At 67.9% G+C, this 24,667-nt stretch carries 23 protein-coding genes; 13 read left to right on the plus strand and 10 right to left on the minus strand.

The genetic code is table 11. The annotated features are described in order from the left end of the window. Positions 1 to 51 precede the first annotated feature (51 nt). From hypB to CA951_RS18385, 6 genes are all read right to left on the minus strand, one after another. Positions 52 to 843: a hydrogenase nickel incorporation protein HypB gene (gene hypB / locus CA951_RS18360; protein ID WP_087558202.1), complete on the minus strand. Its 792-nt coding sequence runs from the start codon at positions 841 to 843 to the stop codon at positions 52 to 54. Between the two features lie 5 nt (positions 844 to 848). Continuing rightward, positions 849 to 1,178 carry a hydrogenase maturation nickel metallochaperone HypA gene (locus CA951_RS18365; protein WP_087558203.1) on the minus strand — a complete coding sequence of 110 codons (330 nt, stop codon included), beginning with the start codon at positions 1,176 to 1,178 and terminating at the stop codon, positions 849 to 851. 91 nt (positions 1,179 to 1,269) lie between these two features. Beyond that, positions 1,270 to 2,418: an acetyl-CoA C-acetyltransferase gene (locus tag CA951_RS18370; protein ID WP_087558204.1), complete on the minus strand. Its 1,149-nt coding sequence runs from the start codon at positions 2,416 to 2,418 to the stop codon at positions 1,270 to 1,272. Positions 2,419 to 2,437: 19 nt separating this feature from the next. Further along, positions 2,438 to 3,043, minus strand: coding sequence for a TetR/AcrR family transcriptional regulator (locus CA951_RS18375; RefSeq protein ID WP_087558205.1), 606 nt, complete (start codon positions 3,041 to 3,043; stop codon positions 2,438 to 2,440). A gap of 99 nt (positions 3,044 to 3,142) precedes the next feature. Continuing rightward, entirely contained in the window at positions 3,143 to 3,946 is an 804-nt protein-coding gene (locus tag CA951_RS18380) for an SDR family oxidoreductase (protein WP_087558206.1), read from the minus strand. Next, positions 3,943 to 5,163 (minus strand): acyl-CoA dehydrogenase family protein, encoded by a 1,221-nt coding sequence (locus CA951_RS18385; RefSeq protein WP_087558207.1) that lies wholly within the window; start codon positions 5,161 to 5,163, stop codon positions 3,943 to 3,945. The genes CA951_RS18380 and CA951_RS18385 overlap by 4 nt, the downstream gene beginning before the upstream one ends. Before the next feature lie 48 nt (positions 5,164 to 5,211). On the opposite strand from CA951_RS18385, the gene fadD3 reads away from it, so the two are divergent. The 5 genes from fadD3 to CA951_RS18410 are packed head-to-tail and all read left to right on the plus strand — an operon-like array spanning position 5,212 to position 10,797. Then, a complete protein-coding gene (gene fadD3 / locus CA951_RS18390) occupies positions 5,212 to 6,759 on the plus strand; it encodes a 3-[(3aS,4S,7aS)-7a-methyl-1,5-dioxo-octahydro-1H-inden-4-yl]propanoyl:CoA ligase (RefSeq protein ID WP_087558208.1) in 1,548 nt (515 codons plus the stop codon). Further along, on the plus strand, positions 6,756 to 7,625 hold the full coding sequence (locus CA951_RS18395) for an enoyl-CoA hydratase (RefSeq protein ID WP_087558209.1): 870 nt from the start codon (positions 6,756 to 6,758) through the stop codon (positions 7,623 to 7,625). The genes fadD3 and CA951_RS18395 overlap by 4 nt, the downstream gene beginning before the upstream one ends. Further along, a complete protein-coding gene (locus CA951_RS18400; RefSeq protein WP_087558210.1) occupies positions 7,626 to 8,786 on the plus strand; it encodes an acyl-CoA dehydrogenase family protein in 1,161 nt (386 codons plus the stop codon). Continuing rightward, the gene (locus CA951_RS18405; RefSeq protein ID WP_087558211.1) at positions 8,783 to 9,751 is read left to right on the plus strand and encodes an acyl-CoA dehydrogenase family protein; all 969 of its coding nucleotides are present in this window, start codon (positions 8,783 to 8,785) and stop codon (positions 9,749 to 9,751) included. Before CA951_RS18400 ends, CA951_RS18405 begins: the two co-directional genes overlap by 4 nt. Beyond that, positions 9,748 to 10,797 carry an acyl-CoA dehydrogenase family protein gene (locus CA951_RS18410; RefSeq protein WP_087558212.1) on the plus strand — a complete coding sequence of 350 codons (1,050 nt, stop codon included), beginning with the start codon at positions 9,748 to 9,750 and terminating at the stop codon, positions 10,795 to 10,797. Before CA951_RS18405 ends, CA951_RS18410 begins: the two co-directional genes overlap by 4 nt. 51 nt (positions 10,798 to 10,848) lie before the next feature. Here the strand turns inward: CA951_RS18410 and CA951_RS18415 are convergent, their stop codons facing one another. Further along, the gene (locus CA951_RS18415; protein ID WP_087558213.1) at positions 10,849 to 11,673 is read right to left on the minus strand and encodes an HAD family hydrolase; all 825 of its coding nucleotides are present in this window, start codon (positions 11,671 to 11,673) and stop codon (positions 10,849 to 10,851) included. 50 nt (positions 11,674 to 11,723) lie between these two features. Here CA951_RS18415 and CA951_RS18420 point away from each other — a divergent pair, with 50 nt between their 5' ends. Beyond that, on the plus strand, positions 11,724 to 12,605 hold the full coding sequence (locus tag CA951_RS18420) for an aldo/keto reductase (protein WP_087558214.1): 882 nt from the start codon (positions 11,724 to 11,726) through the stop codon (positions 12,603 to 12,605). A gap of 68 nt (positions 12,606 to 12,673) precedes the next feature. Here the strand turns inward: CA951_RS18420 and CA951_RS18425 are convergent, their stop codons facing one another. Continuing rightward, a complete protein-coding gene (locus CA951_RS18425; RefSeq protein WP_087558215.1) occupies positions 12,674 to 13,849 on the minus strand; it encodes a cytochrome P450 in 1,176 nt (391 codons plus the stop codon). Positions 13,850 to 14,026: 177 nt separating this feature from the next. Between CA951_RS18425 and CA951_RS18430 the strand changes: the two genes are divergently transcribed. From CA951_RS18430 to CA951_RS18450, 5 genes are all read left to right on the plus strand, one after another. Continuing rightward, a complete protein-coding gene (locus CA951_RS18430; RefSeq protein WP_373413957.1) occupies positions 14,027 to 14,842 on the plus strand; it encodes an SDR family oxidoreductase in 816 nt (271 codons plus the stop codon). Next, positions 14,839 to 15,567: an acetoacetate decarboxylase family protein gene (locus tag CA951_RS18435; RefSeq protein WP_087558217.1), complete on the plus strand. Its 729-nt coding sequence runs from the start codon at positions 14,839 to 14,841 to the stop codon at positions 15,565 to 15,567. The genes CA951_RS18430 and CA951_RS18435 overlap by 4 nt, the downstream gene beginning before the upstream one ends. A gap of 152 nt (positions 15,568 to 15,719) precedes the next feature. Continuing rightward, positions 15,720 to 17,756, plus strand: coding sequence for a neutral/alkaline ceramidase (locus CA951_RS18440; protein WP_087558218.1), 2,037 nt, complete (start codon positions 15,720 to 15,722; stop codon positions 17,754 to 17,756). Between the two features lie 193 nt (positions 17,757 to 17,949). Beyond that, positions 17,950 to 18,768, plus strand: a complete 819-nt coding sequence (locus CA951_RS18445) for an amino acid-binding protein (RefSeq protein WP_087558219.1) — start codon at positions 17,950 to 17,952, stop codon at positions 18,766 to 18,768. 140 nt (positions 18,769 to 18,908) lie between these two features. Beyond that, on the plus strand, positions 18,909 to 19,421 hold the full coding sequence (locus CA951_RS18450; RefSeq protein WP_087558220.1) for a helicase associated domain-containing protein: 513 nt from the start codon (positions 18,909 to 18,911) through the stop codon (positions 19,419 to 19,421). Positions 19,422 to 19,433: 12 nt separating this feature from the next. On the opposite strand, the gene CA951_RS18455 is transcribed toward CA951_RS18450, so the two are convergent. Both CA951_RS18455 and CA951_RS18460 read right to left on the minus strand, forming a co-directional pair. Beyond that, a complete protein-coding gene (locus tag CA951_RS18455) occupies positions 19,434 to 20,078 on the minus strand; it encodes a superoxide dismutase family protein (protein ID WP_087558221.1) in 645 nt (214 codons plus the stop codon). An 84-nt stretch (positions 20,079 to 20,162) separates the two neighbouring features. Then, a complete protein-coding gene (locus CA951_RS18460) occupies positions 20,163 to 21,878 on the minus strand; it encodes a CdaR family transcriptional regulator (protein ID WP_087558222.1) in 1,716 nt (571 codons plus the stop codon). A 161-nt stretch (positions 21,879 to 22,039) separates the two neighbouring features. On the opposite strand from CA951_RS18460, the gene pruA reads away from it, so the two are divergent. Together pruA and CA951_RS18470 are read left to right on the plus strand one after the other, a co-directional pair. Then, on the plus strand, positions 22,040 to 23,695 hold the full coding sequence (gene pruA, locus CA951_RS18465; RefSeq protein WP_087558223.1) for an L-glutamate gamma-semialdehyde dehydrogenase: 1,656 nt from the start codon (positions 22,040 to 22,042) through the stop codon (positions 23,693 to 23,695). Continuing rightward, positions 23,695 to 24,660: a proline dehydrogenase family protein gene (locus tag CA951_RS18470; protein ID WP_087558224.1), complete on the plus strand. Its 966-nt coding sequence runs from the start codon at positions 23,695 to 23,697 to the stop codon at positions 24,658 to 24,660. Before pruA ends, CA951_RS18470 begins: the two co-directional genes overlap by 1 nt. The last annotated feature ends 7 nt before the right edge of the window (positions 24,661 to 24,667 follow it).

The raw sequence follows: 24,667 nt of genomic DNA on the forward strand, positions 1-24,667 counted from the left end.
ACGGTCCCCGGCGCGTCGCGCCGCGTCGTCCGTCCGCGTCGTGTAAAGGCGTCATTGCTTCGCGATCCAGTCGTACCACTGCTGGATGCCCTGACCGGTCGTCGCCGACAATGTGATCATCTGCAGGTCGGGGTTCACCGACCGGGCGTACTTCGTGCACAGGTCGACGTCGAAGTCCACGTACGGCAACAGGTCCGCCTTGTTCACGATCACCAGGTTCGCCGCCGCGAACATGTGCGGATACTTCAGCGGCTTGTCCGTCCCCTCGGTCACCGAGATCACCACCACCCGGCTCTTCTCACCGAGATCGAACAGTGCCGGACAGACGAGATTCCCCACGTTCTCGATGAACAGCAGCGAATTCGGTTCGGGGTCGAGGGCGGTCAGCGCGTCCCGCATCATCTCGGCGTCGAGATGACACCCGGCGCCCGTGTTCACCTGCACCACAGCACATCCCGTCGCCTTGATGCGGTTGGCGTCGAGCATCGTCTCCTGATCGCCCTCCACCACCGAGACCCGACGCTGCCCGCCGATGTCGGCGATCGTGCGTTCGAGCAGCGTCGTCTTCCCCGACCCCGGCGAACTCATCACGTTGAGAGCGAGCACCCCGCGCCCCGCCAGCCAACCCCGATTGCGCTCGGCCGTGAGGTCGTTCTTCGCGAGCACCTTCTGCTCGAGGGTGACCGTCTCGGTCGCGCGCTCGTGGGGGTGTTCGTGATTGTGTGGGTGGTCGTGGTCGTGCGGGTGCTCGTGGTCGTGCGGGTGCTCGTGGTCGTGCGGGTGCTCGTGCGGCACCGTGATCCTGGTCCCGGTCTCGTCTCCGCATCCACAGGTGGCACACATTTGCGTCAGCTCACTTCCATCGAGAGGATTCGTAGTTCCCGACCCGACGTGACCTCCACGTCCGCACTTCCGCACGGGCACAGCAACACCAGGTCCGTGAGCACGAAGTCGTCGCCGCATGCACGGCAGTGCGCACCGCCCGGAGTGTGGTCGATGTCGAGACGGGCACCGTGCGCGACGGTCCCTTCGGTGACCAGTTCGAAACAGAACTGCATCGAATCGGCGACCACCGCAGTCAGCGCCCCCACCTGCACCCGCACACTGTGGACCGTCCGTCCCGCGGCGGTCTCGCAGACGGCGTCGACGACGCTCTGGGTGATTGCCAATTCGTGCATCACGGCCCCGTTCAGGACTCGTCACTATCCTGTTCGAGCGTAGCGCTTCGCACCCGTGAGTACTTGTTAACCGCCGGCGGTTAAGAAGTACTCACAGGCGTTCGATGATGGTGGCATTCGCGGTGCCGCCGCCTTCGCAGATGGTCTGCAGGCCGTAGCGGCCGCCGGTGCGTTCGAGTTCGTTGAGGAGCGTCGCCATCAGTTTCGTGCCGGTCGCGCCGAGTGGGTGGCCGAGGGCGATCGCACCGCCGTTGACGTTGACCTTCGCCGGGTCGGCGCCGGTCTCCGCGAGCCACGCTAGGACCACCGGCGCGAAGGCCTCGTTGATCTCGACGAGGTCGATGTCGTCGATGCTCAGGCCGGTCTTCTCCAGCGCGTAGCGGGTCGCGGGAATCGGCGCGCTGAGCATGAAGATCGGGTCGGCGCCGCGGGCGCTGAGGTGGTGGATGCGGGCACGGGGCGTCAGGCCGTACCGCTCGACCGCTTCCGGTGAGGCCAGCAGCACCGCGCTCGCGCCGTCGGAGATCTGGCTCGCGACCGCGGCGGTGAGACGACCACCGTCGGTGAGGGTCTTCAGCGCCGCCATCTTCTCGAGGCTGGTCTCCCGCGGACCCTCGTCGGTCGTGAAGTCGCCCACCGGCACGATCTCGCGGTCGAAGCGACCTTCGGCGATGGCGGTCCGCGCCCGCTCGTGGCTCTGCAGCGCCCAACGTTCGAGTGCCTCGCGGCTGATGTCCCACTTGTCCGCGATCAGTTCGGCGCCGTGGAACTGCGACACTTCCTGGTCGCCGTAGCGTTCGGCCCAGCCCGTCGATCCGCCGAACGGGGTGTCGAACCCGTACTGCTGCCCGACCACCATCGCCGAGGCGATCGGGATCTGGCTCATGTTCTGCACACCGCCGGCGACGATCAGGTCGGCGGTGCCGCTCAGGATCGCCTGCGCCCCGAAGTGGACGGCCTGCTGGCTCGACCCGCACTGCCGGTCGACGGTGACACCCGGGACCTCTTCCGGGTAGCCGGCGGCGAGCCACGCGGTGCGGGCGATGTTGCCCGCCTGCCCGCCGATCGCGTCGACACAACCGAAGACGACGTCGTCGACACCAGCCGGGTCGATGCCCGTGCGCTCGACGACGGCCTTGATGACGTGCGCACCCAGGTCTGCTGGGTGCACGCCGGACAGGCCACCGTTCTTCTTGCCGATCGGCGTGCGAACAGCGTCGACGATGTAGGCCTCGGTCATGTGAAACTCCTAGTCAGTGTTACGGACTCGCAAGTCCGTCGAGGACGATCGAGAGGTACTGCTTGGCCACGGTGTCGACCGTGACGGAACCGCCGGGCCGGTACCAGCGGACGGCGACCCAGGCGGTGTCGCGGAGGAAGCGGAAGGCGAGTTCGACGTCGATGTCGGCCCGAAAGCTGCCGTCCTTCACCCCCGCCTCGAGCACACCCATCCACAGGTCGCGGAATTCGGTGTTCAGTTCGGACAGGTACGTGAAGCGCTCGTTGGCGACGAGATGCTTCACCTCGTCCTGGTAGATCGCGACCGCCGAGTGCGACGCGTCGATCGCCTCGTAGGACGTGGTGACCAGCGCTTCGAGGGTCGCGCGGCTGTCGAGTCCGGATGCGACGATCTCGCGGTACTTGCCGAACAGGTCGTCGAGGAAGCCCCGTAGGATTTCGTCGACCATCGACTCCTTGGAGTCGAAGTGGTGGTACAGGCTGCCCGACAGGATGCCCGCGGCGTCGGCGATGTCGCGCACGGTGGTGGCCCGCAGGCCGCGTTCGGCGAAGAGGGTGGCCGCGATGTCGAGGAGTTCGGCCCTGCGTCCGGACTTGCCGGTGGTGTCGTCGGGGGGTGGAGTCATCGTCACATCCTATCAACCAAGCGCTTGCTAGGGCCTCCGGCCCCGTGCGCCTTTTTGGTAGCTGGAACAACCAGAAAGGCGCACGGGTGGCGAAGCCGCCTACGCCCGCTGCGACGAGATCGACACGACCTCGCCGGTGAGGTAGGTGGTGTAGTCGCTGGCGAGCATGGCGATGGTGGCGGCGATTTCCCACACCTCGGCGGCGCGGCCGAAGGCCTCGTCGGACGCCAGTTTGTCGAGGAGTTCCTCGCTGGTGACCTTGGCGAGGAACGCGTGCCGCGCGATGGACGGTGCGACGGCATTGATCCGGACCCCGTAATCGGCGGCCTCGATCGCGCTGCACCGGGTGAGGGCCATGACACCGGCCTTCGCCGCCGCGTAGTGGGCCTGCGAGTGCTGCGCCCGCCAGCCGAGGACGGACGCGTTGTTGACGAGGACGCCGTTGTGCTCCACGCCCTTGAAGTAGCGCAGCGCGGCGCGGGTGGCGCGGAACGTGCCGTTCAGGGTGATGTCGAGGACGCGGTCCCATTCCTCGTCGGTCATGTCGACGAGCGGCGTCTCGCCGCCGAGTCCGGCATTGTTGACGAGGACGTCGATCCGGCCCAGGCTGTCGGCCGCCCCGGAAATCAGCGCGTCCACCTGTTCGGTGCTCGACACGTCGCACGTCAGCGCCTCGACGGCCTGCCCGGGAAATTCCGCGGCCAGTTTCTCCTTCGTCTCGGTGAGGCGGCGTTCGTGCCAGTCCGACACCAGGACGTCGGCACCCTCGAGCAGGGCACGACGCGCGGATGCGAAGCCGATGCCGGTGCCCGCGGCGGCGGTGACGACGACCTTCTTTCCTTTCAGCAGGTCGTGGCCCGGTGTCTCGACGGGTGCGGTGGCGAGCGGTGCGGGTTTGGTCACGGTCGTGCCTCTCGGGGGAGTCCGAGCACGCGCTCGGAGATGATGTTGCGCTGGATCTCGTTGGATCCGCCGTAGATGGTGTCGGCGCGGGTGAACAGGAACAGCCGCTGCCATTCGCCGAGTTCGAGATGTTCGGGATCGGTGACGTCGGACGTCGGTTCGACGGGGGCGAGGAGTGACGACGCGCCCTGCACTTCCATCGCCAGCTGCCCGAGGTCGCGGTGCCAGTTGGCCCACAGCAGTTTCGCGACGGAGGCCTCGGGTCCGGACGTTCCGGCGTCGACGGCCTCGAGGGTCCGCAGGGCGTGGGCGCGCATCACCCGCAGTCCCACCCAGGCGCGAGCGATCTTCTCGCGAATGTTCGGGTCGGATGCGGCGCCGGTGGCTTTCGCGAGGTCGACGACGCCCTGCAGTTCGCGGGCGAATCCGATCTGCTGCCCGAGTGTGGACACACCGCGTTCGAAGGTGAGCAGTCCCATCGCGACCCGCCAGCCGTCTCCGGGTTCCCCGACCACCAGATCGGCGTCGGTGACGGCGTCGTCGAAGAACACCTCGTTGAACTCGGACGTGCCGGTGAGTTGCTGGATCGGCCGGACGGTGACGCCGGGCTGGTCGAGGGGCACCAGCAGGAAGCTCAGCCCCTGGTGCCGCTTCGAGCCGGGTTCCGTGCGGCACAGCACGAACGCCCACTGCGCGACGTGCGCGAGCGACGTCCATACCTTCTGGCCGTTGATCACCCACCTGTCGCCGTCGAGCCGTGCGGTGGTCGCGACGTTGGCGAGGTCTGAGCCGGCGCCGGGCTCGGAATAGCCCTGCGCCCACAGTTCGGTGACTGTGTTGATCCCGGGCAGGAAGCGTCGTTTCTGCTCCTCGGTGCCGAACGCGATGAGCGTCGGCCCGAGCAGTTCCTCGCCGACGTGGCTGACGCGTGCCGGTGCCCCTGCCTTCGCGTATTCCTCGTGGAACACGACCTGCTGCGCCAGCGTGGCGCCGCGTCCGCCGTGTTCCTTCGGCCAGCCGAGGCACGTCCATCCGGCGGCCGCCAGGTGCCGGTCCCAGGCAAGCCGTTCCTCGAAGAACTCGTGCTCGCTACCGGGGCCGCCCTTTCCCTTCAGCCGGGCGAAGTCGCCGGTCAGGTTGTTTTTCAGCCACGTCCTGACGCTCTCGGCGAAGTCGTCGTCGGTGATCAGCCCGTCCGGGCTCTCGCTCTGGTCCACGTCTGTAAGATAACCTACCAAGCACTTGCTAGGTAGGTAGGGAGCCCAGTGACCGAACATCCGAGAACCATCCCGTCCGCCGTCATCCACGCCGCGCGTGCATACGGCGAGCTTCCGGCGGTGTCCGACGGCGACGTCCGTCTGACCTTCACACAACTGCATGACCGTGTCCGCGATTTCGCCGCCGCACTCTGCTCACAGGACGTGCGGCCCGGCGACCACGTCGCGGTGTGGTCGCCCAACACGTATCACTGGGTGGTCGCGGCGCTCGGCATCCACTACGCCGGCGCGACGCTCGTCCCGATCAACACCCGGTACACCGCACCGGAGACCCTCGACATCCTCGAGCGCACCAAGACGACCGCGCTCGTCGTCGCGGGCAACTTCCTCGGCACCGACCGGTACGCGTTGCTGCGCGACGAGTCGAGCACCCTCGACCTGCCGACGGTCGTCCGCGTGCCGGTCGACGGCGGCGACGCCCCGACCCCCGGTGTCGTCGACTTCGACGACTTCCTCGCCCTCGCCGACGACGGCACCCGCACCGAGGCCGACGCCCGCGCGGCCGCCGTCTCCCCCGACGACGTCTCCGACGTCATGTTCACCTCGGGCACCACGGGCCGGAGCAAGGGGGTGATGAGCGCGCACCGGCAGTCGGTGGGCATCGCCCGGGCGTGGGGCGAGTGCGCGGACGTGACGTCGGACGACAACTACCTCATCATCAACCCGTTCTTCCACACCTTCGGCTACAAGGCCGGGTTCCTGGTGTGCCTGCTGAACGGGGTGACGGTGGTGCCGATGGCCGTGTTCGACGTGCCGAAGGTGATGGCGACCGTGCACGACGAGCAGATCACCGTGCTGCCCGGTGCCCCGACGATCTTCCAGTCGATCCTCGACCACCCCGACCGCCCGAAGTACGACCTGTCCAGCCTGCGGGTCGCGATCACCGGCGCGGCCGCGGTGCCCGTCGCCCTGGTGGAACGCATGCAGTCGGAACTCAGCTTCGACGCCGTCCTCACCGCCTACGGCCAGACCGAGGCCGTGGTGGTCACGATGTGCCGGACCGACGACGACCCGGTGACCGTCTCGACCACGTCCGGTCGCGCGATCCCCGGGATGGAGGTCCGGATCGGCGACCACGGCGAGATCCTGGTGCGCGGCGAGAACGTGATGCTCGGTTATCTCGACGACCCCGAATCGACGGCCAAGACCATCGACGCCGACGGCTGGCTGCACACCGGCGACGTCGGGACGCTCGACGACCGCGGGTACGTCGACATCACCGACCGTCTCAAGGACATGTACATCTCCGGCGGGTTCAACGTGTATCCCGCTGAGGTGGAGAACGCCCTTGCCAGGCTCGACGGTGTCGCGGAGTCTGCCGTCATCGGTGTTCCCGACCAGCGGATGGGCGAGGTCGGGCGCGCGTTCGTCGTGGCGAAGGCGGGTACCGCGCTCGCCGAGGACGACGTGATCGCGTTCTGCAAGGAGCGCCTCGCCAACTTCAAGGTGCCCCGCTCGGTGCGCTTCGTCGACTCCCTGCCCCGGAACCCCTCCGGGAAGGTCATGAAAAACGTTCTGCGTGAGGAGAAGAAATGACGGTTCCGGACGAGGGTGACGTCGTCACCTACGACGTGCGCGACGGTGTCGCGTTCGTGACGCTCAACCGCCCCGATTACCGCAACGCCCAGAACTCGGTGATGACGTACGCCCTCGACGCCGCGTTCGAGCGGGCCGTCGAGGACGACAACGTGAAGGTGATCGTCCTCGCGGGCAACGGAAAGCACTTCAGCGCCGGGCACGACATCGGTACCCCGGGCCGCGACCATCACGTCCGTTACGACAACAAGGCCGTGATGTGGTGGGACCACGTCGACAAGCCCGGCGGCGACCAGCGCTACGCCCGCGAGATGGAGGTGTACCTGGGGATGTGCCGGCGGTGGCGGGAAATCCCGAAGCCGACGATCGCGATGATCCAGGGCGCCTGCATCGCCGGCGGTCTGATGCTGGCGTGGGTGTGCGACCTGATCGTCGCGTCCGACGACGCCTTCTTCTCCGATCCGGTCGTACGTATGGGCATTCCCGGGGTCGAGTACTTCGCGCACCCGTGGATGCTGGGACCGCGGTTCGCGAAGGAAATCCTCTACACCGGTGACCGGTTCACCGCGCAGCGCGCGTACGAGGTGGGGATGGTCAACCGCGTCGTGCCGCGCGAGGACCTCGAGACGGAGACCCTGGCGATCGCCGGCCGCATCGCCGCGATGCCCCGGTTCGGTCTCGCGCTCACCAAGAAGGCCGTCAACCAGTGCGAAGACCAGATGGGCATGCGTAACGGGATGGATTCGGTGTTCGGACTGCATCACTTCGCGCACGCACACAACGCCGAGGTCGACTCGGATTCCCTCGGCGGCATGGACGCCAAGTCGATGGCGGCGAGCGCCCGCAACGAGAACGGGGCCAAGTAAGTGGATCTGGAGTACGACGACGCCACCCTCGCCTTCCGCGACGAGGTCCGGGCGTTCCTGAAGGCCAACGTTCCCGCCGAACCGCTGCCGTCGATGGACACGGCCGAAGGGTTCGAGGCGCACCGCCGGTGGGAGCGCACCCTCGCCGACGCGCGGCTGTCCGTGGTGTCGTGGCCGGAGGAACTCGGCGGCCGGGACGCGTCCCTGCTGGAGTGGGTGGTGTTCGAGGAGGAGTACTACCGCTCCGGCGCGCCGGGACGCGTCAGCCAGAACGGCATCTTCCTGCTCGCCCCGACGCTGTTCGAGCACGCCGACACCGAGCAGTTGGCCCGGATCATGCCGCGCATGGCCCGCGCCGACGACATCTGGGCGCAGGCGTGGTCGGAACCCGAGTCGGGCAGCGACCTCGCGTCGCTCCGCTCCACCGCCCGCCGCGTCGACGGCGGCTGGGTGCTGAACGGGCAGAAGACGTGGAGTTCCCGCGCGAGTTTCGCCGACTGGGGTTTCGGGCTGTTCCGGTCCGACCCGGATGCGCAGCGCCACAAGGGCATCACGTACTTCATGTTCGACCTGCGGTCGCAGGGTGTCACCGTCCGCCCGATCGATCAGCTCGACGGCGAACCCGGCTTCGCGGAGATCTTCCTCGAGGACGTCTTCGTGCCGGACGACCCCGCGCACCCCGGCGAATCGGGTGTGATCGGCGGCGTGAACGAGGGCTGGCGGGTCGCGATGAGCACGGCGTCGAACGAACGCGGGCTGTCGCTGCGCAGCCCCGGACGGTTCCTCGCCACGGTGGACCGGCTCGTCGCGCTGTTCCGGGACAGCGGCCGCACCGACGACACCGCGCTGCGCAATCGGGTCGCCGACGCCTGGATCGGGGCCCGCGCCTACCAGCTCAGCACGTTCGGGACCGTCACCCGGCTCGCCGACGGCGGACAGCTCGGCGCCGAGTCGTCGATCAACAAGGTGTTCTGGTCAGAGTGGGACATCACCACCCACGAGACCGCGCTCGAGCTGCAGGGCCCGTCGGCGGAGCTCGCCGACAACTGGATGGACGGCTACCTGTTCTCCCTCTCCGGTCCGATCTACGCCGGCACCAACGAGATTCAGAAGAACGTGATCGCCGAGCGGCTGCTCGGCCTACCGAAGGCAGACCGATGAGATTCACACTCGACTCCTCCCGGACGGACTTCGCGTCGAGTATCGACGCACTGCTGTCGAAGGCCGACCTGCCCGCGGTGATCCGGTCGTGGAACACCGGCGACACCGGCCCCGGCCTGAAGGTGTGGCAGCGCCTCGCCGAGACGGGCGTGAACGGACTGCTGGTGTCCGAGGAACACGACGGACTCGGCGCCGACGCCGTCGACCTCGTGGTGGCCGTCGAACAACTCGGACGCCATGCGGTCCCGGGGCCGGTGGCCGAGACCCTCGCCGTCGCACCGGCCCTGCTCGCGCAGGTGTCCCCGGACCGCCTGGCGGCATTGGCATCCGGGTCCCTCACCACCGTGGCCGCGGCGCCGCACGTGCCATTCGCCGTGGACGCGGACTCGGCCGAAATGGTCCTGCTCGTCGACGGTGCGACCGTGAGTATCGGCGCGCCCGGCGACGCGCAGAGGTCCGTGGATCAGTCGAGGCGACTGTTCCCGCTCACCGCCGGTGACGCGCTGGGCGACGTCGATTTCGCGCCGGCGTTCGATCTCGGCGCACTCGCGACCGCGGCGCAACTGCAGGGTCTGGGGCAGACCCTGCTCGACGTCGCCACCGACTACGCCAAGCAGCGCAAGCAGTTCGGCGCGGTGATCGGACAGTTCCAGGCGATCAAGCATCACCTGGCGGAAGTGGCTGTCGGGCTGGAGATGTCGCGGCCGCTGCTGCACGGTGCGGCGCTGGCCGTGCGGGACGGGTCCGGCGACGCGTCGCGGGACGTGTCGGCCGCGAAGGTGGCGTGCGGGGATGCCGCGTACCGGGCGGCGCGGGTGGCGCTCCAGGTGCACGGTGCCATCGGGTACACGCAGGAGCACGACCTGTCGCTGTGGCTGACGAAGGTCCGCGCGCTCGTGTCCGCCTGGGGCACACCGGCCTTCCACCGCGGGAGCGTCGTCGATTCACTGGTGGAGGCGTCGTGAGTTTCGACAACGAGGAACGGGCCGCGCTGCGGGAGTCGGTGCGGGACCTGCTCGGCAAGCATTCCGACTCCGCCGCCGTCCGCCGGGCGATCACCACCGAACACGGTTACGACGAGTCCCTGTGGTCGAAATTGTGCGAGCAGATCGGCGTCGCCGCACTCGCGGTCCCGGAGAAATACGACGGTGTCGGCGCATCACTGCTGGAAGTCCATGTGGTGCAGGAAGAGCTGGGTCGCAGGCTGACGCCGTCGCCGATGCTCGGCAGCGCGGTGCTGGCCGCGCAGGCGCTGGTGCTGTCGGGGGACGACGACGCGTGCGCCCGGCTACTCCCCGCCATCGCGGCGGGCTCGGTGGCGGCGCTGTGCTGGGCCGGTCCGGACGGGTGGAGCGACTTCGGCGTGACGGCGTCGGGCGAGACGCTGTCCGGGACGGCGTCGTACGTGCTCGGCGGTGACGTCGCGGACGTGCTGCTGGTCCTCACGTCCGACGGACTGTTCGAGGTCGACCCGGTGGCCGACGGCGTCACCCGGCGTCGGGTGCCGGCGATGGACCCGACGCGGTCGCTGTCGGAGGTGACGTTCGACGGTGTCGCGGCACGCCGGCTGGTCTCCCCGACCGACCTCGTCGAGCAGGTACGCACGATCGCGCTGGTCGCACTGTCGGCGGAGCAGGTCGGCGCGGCAGCGGCGGCGCTGGAACAGACGGTCGAGTATGCGAAGTCGCGCAAGCAGTTCGGACGTGCCATCGGATCCTTCCAGGCGCTGAAACACCGCATGGCCGACATGTACGCGCTCGTCGAGACGGCCCGGTCGATGTCGTACGCGGCGGCGCTGTCGGGGACGCACGACGATGCCGTCGTCGCGAAGGTGTACTGCTCCGAGGCGCTGCAACAGGTCGCGGCCGAGGCCATCCAACTGCACGGCGGCATCGCCATCACCTGGGAGCACGACGCGCAGTTGTACTTCAAACGCGCCCACGGGAGCGCACAGCTCTTCGGGCAACCGCGGGAGTTCCTCCGCCACCTGGCGACGGCGGCGGGGCTGTAGGCGGCTCCGCCGCCCGTGCGCCTTTTTGGTAGCTCCAGCAACCAGAAAGGCTCACGGGTGCGGAGCGCCCGCCAGCCCCTCCAGATAGCTGGCGACCCCGTCCTCGTCGTTGCTGGGCAGGACGTGGTCGGCGAGGGCGAGGACTTCGGGCAGCGCGTTGGACGGGCACAGTGCCGTGCCTGCCCACGTCAGCATCGGGACGTCGTTGATGGCGTCTCCGGCGACCGCGACCTCTGCCGTGGTGATCCCGTCGACGGCGCACAGTGCGGCGAGGGCGCTCGCCTTGGACACACCGGACGCCGCCATCTCGACGTATGGCGCACCGGAATGCGTCAGTTCGACGCCGGCGACGCCGGCGGCCACCGCCGCGCGGTACAGGTCCGCGCTGGGCACCTCGGGGTGCCGGGCGACGATCTTCACCATCGGCTCGTCCATGTCGGGCAGCAGTTCCGACAGCGTCATCTCGTGCGGATGCCGGTGGTGATCGGCGAACTCGCACAGCGCCGCGTACGCCGGTTCGGCGACGAACCGCGTCGGGCCGACGTTCGCGAACACCACTCCGGGCATCAGCGTCCGCACCCGGTCCATCGCCGCCGCGGCCGACGCCATCGCGATGGTCGTCGTCGCCGTGATCACCGGGGTGCCGTCGGCCAGGTCGAGGACGACGGCACCGTTCGCGCAGATCGCCTTGCCGCGGAATCCGCACGACTGCGCGAGTTCGTGCACCGAATGCCGGGCACGGGCCGTGGCCCACACCACCTCGACCCCCGACCGTCGCGCATCCTCCATGGCCCGCGCGGTGCGCGGGGAGATCGTGCGGTCCGATCGCAGCAGGGTGCCGTCGAGGTCCGTCGCCAATAGCCGAATTCGGGTCACCTCCGCATGATGCCAGGCGGCGCATGTACCCAGTCGATAGCCTGGACAGCATGAGTCCTCGAGTACCCAGCATCGTGCTGAATTCCGGAACCATCGTCCCCCAACTCGGCTTGGGGGTCTGGCAGGCCGACAACGACGAGACCGAACACGCCGTCGGGTTCGCCCTGGACGAGGCGGGCTACCGGCACATCGACACGGCCGCCGCGTACGGCAACGAGGAGGGCGTCGGCCGCGGCATCGCGAACTCGGGAGTCCCGCGCGAGGACATTTTCCTCACCACCAAGTTGTGGAACTCGGACCAGGGCTACGAGCCGGCGTTGAAGGCGTTCGACGCCAGCCTCGGACGCCTCGGTGTCGACTACGTCGACCTGTACCTGATCCATTGGCCGCTGCAGGACGACGACCGCATCCTCCGCACCTGGGATGCGCTGGAGAAGATCGCCGAGTCCGGGCGCGCCAAGGCGATCGGCGTGTGCAACTTCGAGCCGCGTCATCTGCAGTTGCTGATCGACCGCGGCGGCGTCGTCCCGGCGGTCGACCAGGTGGAGTTGCATCCGCATCTGGCCCAGCAAGAGGTCCGGGGATTCGCCGTCGAGCACGGCATCGCCGTCGAATCGTGGAGCCCGCTCGGCGGCACCAGCAACTCGGGCTGGGGCGACGACTCCAAGCCGAACATCCTGCTCACCGATCCGATCATCACCCGCATCGGCGACCGGCACAGCAAATCCCCGGCCCAGGTGCTGATCCGCTGGCATCTGCAGAGCGGGCTGATCGTCATCCCCAAGTCGGTCCACGAGTCGCGGATCCGCGAGAACATCGACGTGTTCGATTTCGAACTCAGCGAGCAGGACCTCAGCGAGATCGAGACGATGGACGACGGCGCCCGCATCGGCGCGCACCCGGACGAGTTGAACATCGACGCACCGGAGTAGGCGGCTTCGCCGCCCGTGCGCCTTTTTGGTAGCTGGAGCAGCCAAAAAGGCGCACGAGCCCGAAGGGCCTACACCTTCACCGGCATCTCCTCGAGCCCGGACACGAAGTTGGCGGGACGACGCCGCAGCGGGGTGTCGTCGACGAGCATCATGTCGGGCAGCCGCGACAGCAGTTGTTCGAACATGATCTTCGCTTCGAGCCGGGCGAGTTGGTTACCGAGGCAGAAGTGGGTGCCGAAACCGAACGCGACGTGCGGGTTCGGGGACCGTTCGGTGTCGAACACCTCGGGGTTCTCGAATACTGCCTCGTCGAAGTTGGCGGATTCGAACAGCAGCATCATCTTCTCGCCTTCGCGGAGGGCGGTTCCGAAGAAGTCGACGTCGCGGGTGACGGTGCGGCACATGTTCTTGATCGGCGACGACCAGCGCAGCATCTCCTCGACCGCCGTGGGGATGCCGCCGGGGTCGTTCACGAGGCGTGCCTGCTGTTCGGGGTGGCGCAGCAGTTGTTCCATGCCGCCGCTCAGGACGTGCCGGGTGGTCTCGTCGCCGCCGATGAGGATCAGCAGGGTTTCGCCGACGATGTCCGCGTCGCTCAGCCGGTGCCCGTCGATTTCGCTGTGCACGAGGATGCTGGTGAGGTCGTCGGTCGGGTTCTGCCGCCGTTCCTCGATGGTGCGGAGGGTGAACTCGTTGAACGCCAGGTAGGCGTTGGCCTGCGCCTGCAGTCCTTCCGGGGTGGCGTTGCTGCCGAGCGCGTTCATCAGGTCGTCGGACCACTGCAGAAACAGGTCGCGTTCCTGGGGGCGCACGCCGAGCATGTCGCCGACGACGGCCATGGGGAGCGGCGCCGCCAGATCGCGCACGAAATCGACTTCGTCCTTGTCGCACGCGGCGTCGATGAGGTGGTCGCAGATCTCGCGGATCCGGCCGACCTTCGCCTCTACCTGTTTGCGAGTGAAGCCGGCGTTGACGAGTCGGCGATGCTGCAGGTGCTGGGGGTCGTCCATGTCGATCATCTGGGGCAGCGGACCCACGCCTGGCCGGATTCCGCCCGCGTTCGAGAACAACTCCGGATCGCGTTCGGCGGCCAGGACGGCCTCATACGACGCGGCGCCGAGGATGCCGTCGGCCCGGTACACCGGTTCGTGGGCGCGCATCCAGGCGTATGCCTGCCGCGGGTCACCGAGTTCGCCCGAGTAGAAGCGTCCGTCGATGAGATCGAATTCCGGCCTGTCCGTCATCGAGACGCTCCTCCGCATTGAATCCCGCCGTTCGTGCCCCGATAATAGAACGTGTTCCTACTATGACGCAGTGGTATAGCGGCAGTTTTCACAGATCCCCGGCTCGATAATTGACACGAGTTCTATTACCTGGAGGTGCGCGTGGTTACCAACGACGGCAGCAGCGGGCTCGCGAAGATGTCCGTACTCGTCACCGGCGGCGGCAGTGGCATCGGACTGGGCATCGCCACCGCACTGGTCGCCGAGGGGGTCCACGTCACGATCTGCGGTCGGAACGAGGAGAAACTGGCACGCGCGGCGGAGCAGATCAGCGCCGACAACCCCGCGGGGACGGTCGACACGGTGACCGCCGACGTCACCAACGAGGACGACGTCGTCCGCGCGGTCGCGAAGGCGAGCGAACGCACCGGGCAACTCGACGGCGTCGTCACCTGCGCAGGCGGCAACGAGACGGTGGGGCCCGTGACCCAACTCGACGTCGACGCCTGGCGTCGAACCGTCGACCTCAACGTCACCGGCACGATGCTGACGATCAAGCACGCCGCCCGCGCGCTGGTCGCCGGGGGCGGCGGTTCCATCGTCACCATCTCCTCGATCGCGAGCAGCAACACCCATCGCTGGTTCGGCGCCTACGGCCCGTCGAAGGCGGGCGTCGACAACCTGACGCGACTCGCCGCCGACGAACTCGGGGCCAGCAACGTCCGCGTCAACTGCATCCGCCCCGGACTGACCCGCACCGACCTCGTCGCACTCATCACCGACGGCGGACCCGTCCTGGACGACTACCTTGCCAACACACCGATCTCACGGGTCGGCGAGGTCACCGACATCGCCGCGCTCGCCAAGTTCCTCCTCGGCCCCGACTCCACCTGGATCACGGGCCAGATCATCAACGTCGACGGCGGACAGATGCTGCGGCGCGGCCCCGACTTCGGGTCGATGTTCGAGCCCATGTTCGGCGCCGACGGCCTGCGCGGGGTGGTCGCGCCGTGACGTCGCACGAGGTTCTGGGCAAGCAGGTCGCCATGCCCGTGGAGATCCGGGCGGCGTCGGCGTTCACGGCGATGTATTCGGTGCCGACCGCGGCCGCCCAGTCACTGATCGACTACACCGGACTCGAGATCCTGCAGTTCCGGCCGGGGCGCGGTGTGTGCGTGCTGGTGTTCGTCGACTACGTGGACGGCGACCTCGGGCCGTACAACGAATTCGGGGTGTCATTCCTCGTCCGCGACCACCGGGCCGCCGGGACGTCGGTCCCGCAGGACCTGAAGGCGCTGGCCCAGGGCCGGGCAGGCGCGCTGATCCACCACCTGCCGGTCGACGGCGACTTCACCCTGGCCGCCGGCCGCGGCATCTGGGGCTTCCCGAAGGTCCTCGCCCATTTCGACGTCGACCATTCCGGGTCCGTCAAACGCGGGTCGGTGAGTCAGGGCGGTCGGCTGATCGCCCAGTTGAGTGTCAAACAGGGCATTCCCGTGCCGGGCTCGGGCGCGAGTACGTCGCTCGCCGCCTATTCACACCTCGACGGACTGACCCGATTCACCACCTGGGACATGAGCCCGACCGGCGTCCGCTCCCGGCCGGGAGGCGCGGAACTGAAACTGGGGAGCCATCCGATCGCCGACGAACTGCGGTCGCTGGGACTGCCGAAGCGGGCGCTCGTCACGTCGTCAATTCCCGAGTTGAGGATGACGTTCGGGGACGCCCAGCCCGTCTGACCCGCAGGTGAGTGGCAAAGTGTGCCGGGGACGCTTTGCCACTCACCTGCGGGTGGGGTTGCGCCGATCACCGAACTGCGGTCCAATACCGGTTCTGGACGCTTGACCAATTCGTGGTGCCCCGGGGGCTGCCGCCGAAAGGACGATCGGTAGTGCAGATCAAACGACGCAGCGTGCTCGTGGGCGCAGCCCTGACTCCGGCGGTCGCGACGCTCGGTTCCGGCCGGGCCGCCGCGGATCCCGGCACCGACGACGCCGGCGAATTCCTGGTCGGCGTCGGCATTTCCGACGCCACCGGGCCGGTCGCCGAGGTCGGAATGATGGGCTACTCCAGCTTCGAGCAACGCGCGGAGGGCCTGCATCAGCGAACCCGCGCCCGGGCATTCGTGTTCGCCGAATCCGGCGGGACGCAGCGCGTGGTGTACGTGTGCGCCGACGTCTGCATGATCTTCCAGTCCGTCCACGACGCCGTGCTCACCCGGCTCGCGCAGGTCTACGGCGACCTCTACACCGAACGCAACGTGATGCTCACGGCCGTCCACTCCCACGCGGCGTGCGGCGGCGCGTCCCACGACTACGCGTACAACCTCGCCGTGCTCGGCCACAACCCTCAGGTGTTCGACGCCGAGGTCGGCGGCATCGTCGAGGCGATCACCGCCGCACACGATTCCCTCGCACCCGGTTCGCTGTCGTACGGTCGCAGCGAACTCACCGACGCCAGCGTCAACCGCTCGCGAATCGCGTTCGACCGCAACCCCGCCGAGGACAGGGACTACTACCCGCTCGGCATCGACACGTCGATGCGGGTGCTGCGAATCATGCAGGGCGGCAGGGACGTCGGCGCGATCAACTGGTTCCCGACCCACGGCGCGTCGCTCACCGACACGAACCACCTCATCTCGGGTGACAACAAGGGCGCGGCCGCCTACTTCTGGGAGCACGACCACGAAGGTGTCCGCTATCTCGACGGCACACCGCAGTTCGTCGCCGCGTTCCCGCAGACGAACACCGGCGACATGTCCCCCAACCTCGACCTCCGGCCCGGCCACGGACCCACCGACGACGAATTCGAGAACACCCGCATCATCGGGCAGCGGCAGGTCGAGGCCGCACGCACCGCGTGGGCGTCGGCGTCCGAGAATCTCACCGGCGGCGTGGACAGCCGAATCATGTACCTCGACATGGCGAATCAGGAAGTCGGCAGCGAGTTCACGCCCGACGGCCGAACATATCGGACGTCACCCGCCTGCGTCGGTGCCGCCATGAGCGCCGGCAGCACCGAGGACGGTCCGGCCATCCCGATCTTCCCCGAGGGCACCACCAACCCGCTCGTCGACGCACTCGGCGGGATGGATGCCCCGATCCCCCAGTGGCTGCAGGACGCGCAGGCCCCGAAACTCGTGCTGGTGGCCGTGGGCCTGCTGCCACCGGACGGCTGGGTTCCGCACGTGCTGAAGATCCAGATCCTGCGCATCGGCGGGTTGTATGTCGTGGGCGGTCCCGCGGAGTTCACGATCGTGGCCGGGTTGCGGATCCGCCGCACCGTCGCCGACCGACTCGGCGTGCCACTGGAGAACGTGATCTTCCAGGGTTACGCCAATTCGTATGCGAGTTACTGCACCACCCCGCAGGAGTACGACGCCCAGCAGTACGAAGGTGGGTCGACCCTCTTCGGCCGGTACACGCTGCCCGCGTACCAGCAGGGATTCGCGGCGCTCGCCGACGCGTTGCGCACCGTCGGCGACGTCCCGCGCGGCCCGGCACCCCGCGACCTGTCGCAGTTCCAGCCGTATTTCGGTCCTCGTGTCGAGCACGACGAGCCACCCGCCGGCCACGCCTTCGGCGATATCCTTACCCAGCCGGCCTCGAAAACTACTCCGGGCCAACAGGTCACCGTCGAGTTCGTCACCGGACACCCGCACAACAACCCGCGCCGTGGGGGAACGTTTCTCGAGATTCAGCGCCTGAGCGGCGACCGCTGGCTACGGCACGCCGACGACGGCGACTGGTCGACCAGGTACCACTGGACACGCACCGAACCCCACCGGTCGGTCGCGCGCATCACGTGGGACATTCCGGACGAAACGCCCGCCGGGCAATACCGGGTGCAGCACTACGGCGACAGCCGGGACGCGGCGGGAACGATCACCCCGTTCACCGGGACGTCGAACGACTTCGACGTCGAGTAGCGGGCGGCGACTACCTCGCGCACACCGGCTCCCTGGCACATGTCCCCGCTTACACCGACCGCGCGATGCCTTCCGCACCACATGTCTGCTGTGCCACATTCAGCCTGCACGCCAACGTATTTCACGATCACCCGTCACACCGCCGACCGTGTGAGGAAACGGCTTCGCAATACGGCGGGGACACAGTGGGTGCATGAACGATGCCGAGAGAGAACCCGGAGTTCATGTCAACGCGTGCGAGGCGTGCGGCCGGCTTCCGCATCCCCGCCGGGTCCGTCTGGCTCTGGCGAAGCTGTGCGCCGTGTTTCCCGTCGAGCTGTTACTCCATGCCTTGGTCGTTCATTTTCACACCTCCTATCTGATGACAGTCGCGGTCCTCACCGTCACCACGACCGTGTTGGTGATCTGGGTGGTCGAGCCGTCGGCGATGCGGCTCCTCGGCGGGTGGTTGCACGGTCCCGCGGACGGTAAGCACGGCCACCTCGCGACCGGACAGTCGCTCTGGCGCATCCGCGTCCGGGTGAGCGATCGCCCGGGTCAGCTGGAATCGCTGGCCCACCACCTCGCGGAGCTGGACGCGAACATCCTGACCGTGCACGTTCATCACTTGGAGGGCGGTTCACTCGACGAGTTGATCGTCGGGGCGTGCCGCGACACGTCGCCCGAGGCGCTGTCGAATGCCGTTCGCGCCGGCGGCGGTCACGGTGTCGGCGTCTGGCCGGCATCGGCGCTCGCCCTGATCGACGGCCAGACCAAGGCCTTGACGTTGGCGTCGCGGGTGGTGGCCGATCCGTCCGAACTTCCGCTGTCGATCGCGGAACTCCTCGGGGCCCAGTACGTCGATGCGCGCGTGAGCGACGTTCCCACTGCCGTGACGAGTGTCGAGATTCCGTCGGGTGATGAACAGCTCGTCTTCGTCCGGTCGGCGGACGAGCCGTTCACGCCGGCCGAGATCGCCCGGGCCCGCCGCCTCGGCGAATTGGCGCAGAAGGCACGAGAGATGGCGGTGTAAGGACCGCAGGGACGGTCATTCGCACACAATTGCACCCCAACACGAGCCGACTTCCGTGACAGATCGTCAATCCGTTTGACATACTTGAACTAATGACTACCCGGACAATGTTTCACGGCTCTCACAAGGATGCGATCTCGATGCGAGATAACCAGTCCGCAGCCTCCGCCTTGCAACTCTACTGCGCCTTTCGGCATCAGCATCCGCGCAGCGTGATGCCCTTCGATTACGTCACCGACTGCGGTTTCCGACTCGGACGCTGGCAGGACCGTCAGCGCGTGGCCCGGATGCTGGGCACCCTGCCGCCGCAACGCATCCAGCAACTCGACGCGATCGGCTTCCTGTGGAGCGATGACGCTGTCCCGCTCCCGGCCGTGTCGGCGGCGGACGGCAAGCGGCGGCGAATGCTCACCGCCATCGCCGCCTACCGCGAAGAGCACGGCAACGCACTCGTTCCCGCGAACTACGTCACCGCCGACGGAGAACAGGTGGGCCAGTGGCTCTATCGAGCGGTGAAGAAGTGGCGGGCCGACGCACTGCCGGACGAAGAACGTCGCCCGCTCGTCGTGCTCGGTGTCTCCCCCGGTCCACGCCCACGAGGGCCGCGGACCTCGGCGTCGCACGTCGGAAGGCAGTCCGCCGGTCGCCACTGACGGCCAGAGCCGTCAGAAGTCCTCATTGATGCAGGCCAGACGATCACCGGCCATCCCAGCCTGGCCAGGACCGGTCATGGTGTGCTGCGCGTGGAGCACTACGGAATTGGCCTCGCCTTCGCGAAACTCCCAGTCGACCGTCGTCGACGCCTGCGCATTGCCGCTCGCGTCGGTGGTGACGTCGAGCCAGATCTCGTTCTGAGGGTTCGCGTATGCGGGATCCGAAGACGGCTTTTCCGGGGTCGCCGCGGGATCCACATTGTTCTGATAGTGCGGTCCCGAATCCGAAGGCTTCGGCCCGCACGGACGCGTGTGCGCGTGCACACCGAAGTCGCGGTTCGGCGCGAGCCCGGTCGCGGTGAACGTCACCGTCGTGCGGCCGTCCTGTCCCTCGGATTCGACGTGGACGGACGAACCCACCGGGACAGCTACCTCGTCGTAGGTGAAGGCGTTGTCCTCACTGGCACCTTCCACGGGAAGTTGGAAGCCGTCGCCTGTCGTGCCCGGAAGCGGGACCGCCACGCTGGTCGTCGTTTCGGCGGAAACCGGAGGTGTCTCGACGGTGGCATCCGTCGACGCGTCGTCGCTGCCGCACCCGGCCGCCACGAGCGCGGTCAGGGACACTCCGGCGATCAGAGTTGCTCGTCGTGTATTCATGATTTCCCGCGTACCCGGGGAGCGGACCACCGAATCCAGCTAGGCCCTTCGGGCCCGTGAGTGGTTAGCGAGTCTCTGGACTCGTCAACCACGCGCAGGCGCGGAGCGCCTCCGGCGCCGGCGCAGGGTGAGTTGGAGTTCGAGGAGAAGGCGGTCGGAGGCATCCTGTAGGTTCACCCCGACGATCTCTTCGACGCGGCGAATCCGGTACCGCAGCGTGTTCGGATGCACCTGCACCGCCGCCGCGGCGCTGCGGACGTCGCCGTAGTGCGCGAGGTAGCTCTCGGCGCTCTCACTGAGGTTCGACGCGTGTGTGGTGTCGTACTCGAACAGGGCATCCAATCGTGGATCGTGGAGTTCGGGGTGCTGATCGACGAGGTCGAGGATCTCGCCGAGCAACACTGCGGTGCGTGATTCGGCGAGGGTGGTCACCCGCCCTTCCGGGAAGGTGGCGGCGGTGCCGTCGAGGACCCGATCGACCTCGGTCCGCGCGCCGGCGACGTGCCCGAGATCCGTGACCGGGACGGCGATCGCCGCGCGGAGGACGATCGACCGCTTCGTTTCGAACTGGTCGACGAGTTGCCGGGTCCAGGCGGCGACGGTGTTCGCCGACTTGTAGCGCGGCAGCAGTACATACGCACGGTCGCCGATGATGGTGACCACCGAGTCTCGGCTGAAGGAACTGGCGTGCAGGCGCAGCATGCTGCCCGATTCCGCGAAGTCGCCGATCGGCGCTGCCGCGTCCGTGGCGGTCGGAGCGAAACCGACGACGGCGGCCGGACCGGTCACCGGCAGATTCAGCGCACCGGCCACCGACGGGACGTCCACTCCGCCCCCGCGCGCACCGAACAGTCGTTGGATCAGCAGCGCCTCCGTGGACGGGGCGTTGAGGGTGCGCGAGATGATCCGTGCGGCAATCGCCGACGCACCCCGCAGCACGTCGGCCGCGTCCGGCGTCAGTGGAGTGTCGCCCTGCTGCACCCAGATCGAGCCGAGCAGCCGGGACGCCCCCGCCCCTTCGGTGGTTTCCCGGATGCTGACCACCAGCCGCCTCTTCGTACCGAGTTTCGGATGCGCCGGGACGTCGATGACCTCGTCGCTCTTGCGGAGCCGGTCGAACACGCCCCATTTCTGCAGCACGCGCAGATAGTCCCGCGGTCCCTCGCGGCCGAGAATCGACAGCATCCGCAACTCGTCCGCCGACTCGTCGGACGACGAATACGCCAGCACGCGCGACTGCGCGTCCTCGATCGACACCATGCCGCCGGAGTTCTGGGCCACGATCTGGGCGAGTCCGAACAGGTCGGTGTCGGTGGCCAGCAGTTCCTGGTCTCCCAGACCGGACTGCCGCCGACGGGAACGGTCCAGCATCCGCTGCACCAAGGGGAACACGTGGTCCCACCGGGCCCTCGGATGCACGGCCACCAGCGCGACACCCGCACGGCGCGCCGCGGTCTGAAGTGCGCGCGACTCGGTCGCCGTTTTTGACATCACTGCGCGCGGTCGCTGTCCGGGTGGCCGCTGCGCGACGCGATCGAACCAGCGCACCGCCTCGGCCTTGCCGACCCCGACGTGCAGCAGCAGGTCGGGCAGAGGAGATTGCGATTCGATCTCGGCGGCCAGATCGGTGCCGTCGACGAGCGCGACCGACGCAATTACGACGTCGTCACCGGCGGGGGCCTCCACCAGTTCGACGACCGCGGTGTCGAGAGAGCGGAGAAGCTCACGCAGAGTGATGATCTCGACCTCGTCCGGCGCCTTTTCGGAGACCGGAAATACGGGTCGATCACGGCGGCTCATGGGGATGTCTCCAGTTCGGAAATCGAAAATCGGTTTGGCCAATCGTACAACTCGACGCGAGACAATTTGTTCGACTGGCTCATCAACCAGGGGCTCTCCCAGTGTTCACTGTGACTAGTTCGTTGCGGCGGTGCTCGCCGCCACATCTCGTAGGAGGTTTCATGGACGCCGTCATCACCACTCCGCAGCCGGTCAACGAGCCGGTCGGCAGTTTCGCACCCGGCAGCCCCGAGCGGGCACGGCTGCAGGCCAAGCTCGCCGAACTCGGGTCGAACCCCACCGAGATCCACAACGTGATCGGCGGGCAGCACCGCCGCGGCAACGGCCCGACGATCGATGTGGTGCAGCCGCACCGGCACGCCGCGGTGCTGGGCACCTTCACCAACGCCGCCACCCAGGACATCCAGGACGCGGTCACCGCGGCCGCCGCCGCGGCACCGGCATGGCGGGCGCTGTCGTTCGAGGACCGCGCCGCGGTGTTCCTGCGCGCAGCCGACCTGTTGTCCGGACCGTGGCGCGAAACCCTAGCCGCCGCAACGATGCTGGGTCAGTCCAAGACCGCGTACCAGGCCGAGATCGATACCCCGTGCGAGCTGATCGACTTCTGGCGGTTCAACGTTCATTTCGCCCGGCAGATCCTCGCCGACCAGCCGATCTCCTCCCCCGGTGTGTGGAACAAGGTCGAATACCGCCCCCTGGAGGGCTTCGTCTACGCCATCACCCCGTTCAACTTCACCGCCATCGCAGGCAACCTGCCCACCGCCCCCGCACTGATGGGCAACACGGTGATCTGGAAGCCCTCCGAGACGCAGGCCGTGGCCGCGTACTGGACGATGAAGCTGCTCGAGGCCGCCGGCCTGCCTCCCGGCGTGATCAACCTCGTCAACGGCCCCGGCGCCGCCGTCTCCGACGTGGTTCTCGCCGACCGTCGCCTGGCCGGCATCCACTTCACCGGCTCGACCACGACGTTCCAGCACCTGTGGCGTCAGGTCGGCAACAACATCGCGAACTACGACTCCTACCCCCGCCTGGTCGGCGAGACCGGCGGCAAGGATTTCGTCCTCGCCCACAGCTCCGCGAACCCGGACACCCTGACCACCGCCCTGATCCGCGGCGCCTTCGACTTCCAGGGCCAGAAGTGCTCCGCCGCCTCCCGCGCGTTCGTCCCGAAGTCGGTGTGGGCGAAGATGGGCAACGACTTCATCGAGAAGGTGTCCGACCTGAAATACGGTGACGTCACCGACTTCTCGAACTTCGGCGGCGCCGTCATCGACAAGCGGGCATTCGACCGCAACGCCGACGCCCTCGCCCGCGCCAAGGCCACCCCCGGCCTGACCATCGCCGCCGGCGGCCACGTCGACGACTCCGTCGGCTACTTCGTCGACCCGACCGTCCTACTCGGTGACGATCCCACCGACGACGCGTTCCGCACCGAATACTTCGGGCCGATCCTGGCGGTGCACGTCTACGACGATTCGGCCGCCGGATCCTTCGACACCGTGCTCGACCTGGTCGACAAGGGCTCGAAGTACGCGCTGACCGGTGCGGTCATCGCCGACGACCGCACCGCCGTCGCCAAGGCCACCGAGGACCTGCGGTTCGCGGCCGGCAACTTCTACATCAACGACAAGCCCACCGGCGCCGTCGTCGGACAGCAACCGTTCGGCGGAGCCCGCGCGTCCGGCACCAACGACAAGGCCGGTTCCCCGCAGAACCTGCTGCGCTGGGCGTCCGCCCGCACCATCAAGGAAACGTTCGTCCCCGCCACCGACCACCGCTACCCGCACCAGGGCACCGACACCACCGAGGACAACTGATGGCCGTCTCCGATCTGCTCCGGCCGGCGCTGCTCGCCGCCGCCCGCTCACCGCGCATGGAACGCACCGTCACCAGGATCCCGGTGACCCGCAACCTCGTCGACCGGTTCGTCGCCGGCGAAACCGAGGACCAGGCCGTCACCGCGTCCACCGGCATTCTCGGCTCCGGCCGCTTCATCACCATCGACTACCTCGGTGAGGACACCACCGACCTCGCGCAGGCGAACAGCACGGTCTCGCACTACTTGACGTTGCTGTCCTCGCTGGCGCGACTCGCTCCCGCCGCTGCGAACACCGGTGAGCCGCGCAACATCGAGGTCTCGCTCAAGCTGTCCGCACTGGGTCAATTCCTCCCCCGGGACGGGCACAAGGTGGCGCTCGAGAACGCGCACAAGATCTGCGCGGCCGCCGAGGAGGCCGGGGCATGGGTCACCGTCGACGCCGAGGACCACACCACCACCGACTCGACGCTGTCGATCGTGCGCGAGTTGCGGCAGGACTTCCCGTCGCTGGGCACCGTGCTGCAGGCGTACCTGAAGCGCACCGAGGCCGACTGCCGGGACCTGTCCGGGCCCGGATCACGGATCCGGCTGTGCAAGGGCGCCTACAAGGAACCGGCCTCGGTCGCCTATCAGGGCAAGGCCGCGGTCGACGAGGCATACCTGCGCTGCCTGCAGATCCTGATGAACGGGCAGGGCTACCCGATGGTCGCCTCGCACGACCCGGCCATGATCGACGCCGCACTGCAGTACGCAGAGACGGGGGGCCGCGGCGTCGACGACTTCGAACTCCAGATGCTCTACGGCATCCGGGACGCCGAACAACTGCGGCTCATCGACGAGCAGCAGCATGTGCGGGTCTACTTGCCCTACGGCGAGCAGTGGTACGGCTACTTCATGCGCCGCCTCGCCGAACGACCCGCCAACCTGGCGTTCTTCCTGCGCTCACTGGCCTCGACGAAGTAGGCCGAGA

The organism is Rhodococcus sp. NCIMB 12038 (genome assembly GCF_002165735.1).
Lineage (GTDB): Bacteria > Actinomycetota > Actinomycetes > Mycobacteriales > Mycobacteriaceae > Rhodococcus_F.